At 66.4% G+C, this 2,768-nt stretch carries 1 protein-coding gene; it reads right to left on the bottom strand.

All coding sequences use genetic code 11. From position 1 onward, the window contains the following. Positions 1-647: 647 nt before the first annotated feature. On the bottom strand, positions 648-2,768 hold a 2,121-nt coding region (locus ACWDKQ_RS35700), incomplete at its 5' end, for a hypothetical protein (protein WP_450143161.1).

The following is a 2,768-nucleotide window of genomic DNA, read 5'->3' as shown; positions in this document are numbered from 1 at the left end:
CACCCGGTACGACAAACTCGCTGTCCGTTACGAGGCCACGGTGGTCATCGCGTCTATCAACGAGTGGCTCTGACATCTGAAACAGACCCTAGTTGAGGCGCGCAGGTCGCCGAGCACGATCTCGGCAACGCGAACGACCGAACCCGTTGGGCCGACCAAGCCGAGCGCACCGCCATCTATGTCCGCGCCGCCCGGAACCAGCCGACCGAATGGGACTGAGCCCCTCCTGCGGCGCGACGACAAGTGACCGTGCCCGGCTAAATTCGAAGACCCGGATTCACCTCCAAGACAACAACCCAGAACAAAGCCGACGAGATCGACAGCGAAAGGCGTCGCGGGAACTTCCTCGACCCCGGCGCAGGGGAACTCCTCATCGCCGACTGGACGAACACCTGGCTTGATTCTTGGACTGGATTCACGCCAAGACCTGCCAGGACTGCAACGCGCTGCTCAAAGAACGAATCATCCAGCGCCTTCGCGCGCTCTGAAGACCCGTCCCGATGCCGCGACCTCCCCAACTCGCGGCGGCATCGAGCCGCGCGGCCGGGCGGAGTGGACGTCCCCCGCCACACCGCCTGGCCGCATCCCCAACGACGATGACGGCACATCCTGCGGGCTGGACAAATGCTCCAGGACACGGTGCACGGTTACCGCCCCGTATCCGGCCACACCTCATCCTCCGGAAATGGCTCGCCAAAATCCAGTCCATCGCCCTCAACCTCGAACAACCCGACGGGGTCCCCCCCGTACTCATCAAGAAACGCAGCGAAATCATCGTGGCCAGCCACCGTCCCGGCACCGTCGGCACCCGCAGCATCGTCGCCGGCATCCTGTCCCAGGAACGCAAGCAACTCGGTCCCGACAAACTCCTCATAAGCATCCTCGCCCAGCAGCATCGCAGCATCCGCGGCACCTTGCGGCACCTCATCTACCTCCGCCACGGCCCGAGCAAGCCACGCATCCAGATCGGCGTCAGCCGACCACGTGTCCCGGCCGTCCTGATCCGCCCCAGTCCACCCCGATACCCCCTCCGGCCCCGTACCCATCGGGGCCCCACCCGCCCCGGTCTCCATCACCTCCCGGGCCTTCTTCCGTCCCCGCCCCGCCACCTTCTGCTGGAGCTCCGCCAGCTCCACCCCCTGCTCCTCAGTCAGCTGCCCCTGCTCCTGCAACGCCTCCAACTCCGCAAGACGGGCGGCAGCGGCCTTTCCCTCCCGGCGATACTTCGCGTAAGAGTCCTTCTTTTTCTGCCACGTCTGTGCCTTCGGCCGGAGCTTCGCCAGCTCCGCCTCCTGCTCCTCAGTCAGCGGCCCCCGCTCCTGCAACGCCTCCAACTCCGCAACACGGGCAGCAGCAGCCTTTACCGCCCGGCGATACTTCGCGACAGATTCCCTCTGTTTCTGCCACGTCTGTGCCTTCGGCCGGAGCTCCGCCAGCTCCGCCTCCTGCTCCTCAGACAGCGGCCCCCGCTCCTGCAACGCCTCCAACTCCGCAACCCGGGCGGCAGCAGCCTTTACCGCCCGTTGATGCTTCGCGACCCGTTCCTTATTTTTCTGTTTCTGCTGTGCCATCTTCGGCTGGAGCGCCGCCAGCTCCGCCTCCTGCTCCTCAGACAGCGGCCCCCGCTCCTGCAACGCCTCCAACTCCGCAACACGGGCGGCAGCAGCCTTTCCATCCCTGCGATACTTCGCGCCCCTTTCCTTATTTTTCTGTTTCCGCTGCGCCTTCGGCTGGAGCTTCGTCAGCTCATCCTTCTGCTCCTCAGACAGCGGCCCCCGCTCCTGCAACGCCTCCAACTCCGCAACACGGGCGGCAGCAGCCTTTCCATCCCTGCGATACTTCGCGTCTGATTTCTTCTTTTTCTGCTTCTGCTGCGCCACCTTCGGCTGGAGCGCCGCCAGCTCCGCCTCCTGCTCCTCAGTCAGCCGCCCCTGCTCCTGCAACGCCTCCAACTCCGCAACACGGGCGGCGGCAGCCTTTCTCGCCTGGTACCGTTCCGCGTCCCTTTCCTTCTGTTTCCGTTTCCGCTCCGCACTCGGGTCCTGCTGTGCTGCTTGACTCTCGCCGTCACCCGGACTTCCGGACACAGCCCCAGCAGCAGCGGCTGCGTCCACCTTCCGCCGCTTGACCCCCCGCGAACTCTCGGCAGCCTCCTCCCGCGAATCCTGGTCCGCCTTTCCCCGCGTCCTCTTCGTGCCCTTCGCGCCGGCTTTCCCCGCCACCGGCCCGGACACACCACCCCGACGCTTCGGGCCCGTCACCACAGTCGGCAGCCCCGGCCCCTCGTCCTGGCCCCGCCACCGGGAACCACTGGGCGGCAACACCACCTCCCCCTCCCCATCCACCCCGGACACCGGAATCACCCACATGCCGGTCGCAGCCAGGACATCGGCGTCGTGGGCTTCCTCCCCCTTCTGCGGATCCAGCAGCACGACCCGCCCTTGCTCATCGCCGTCTTCTGCACGCACCGCAGCGATCAGATGTGCACTACCGTCGGCACGCCGGTACATCACCGGCACGGCCACACCCACCGGCCCACCCCGCACATACCACTCAACCCCGGCCACACCAGCCACCGGCCGGGCCGTCGCCCCCAACGCCTCCTCCAACCGGGCCGCGTCCCGGTCCCCCACAGCCGGCCCCGCCACGAACTGCCGACCGAACTTGACAGAATTATGAAACGCCACCACCGCCTCCAGGCAATTCACCCGGAAACGCTCATCACCGCGACGGTAATTGGCCTGGTTCACCCCCCGCAGGAACCGATA

It is taken from the genome of Saccharopolyspora sp. NPDC000995, assembly GCF_053599315.1.
The sequence above is the reverse complement of the archived record's forward strand: the minus strand, read 5'-3'. Positions and strand labels throughout refer to the sequence as shown.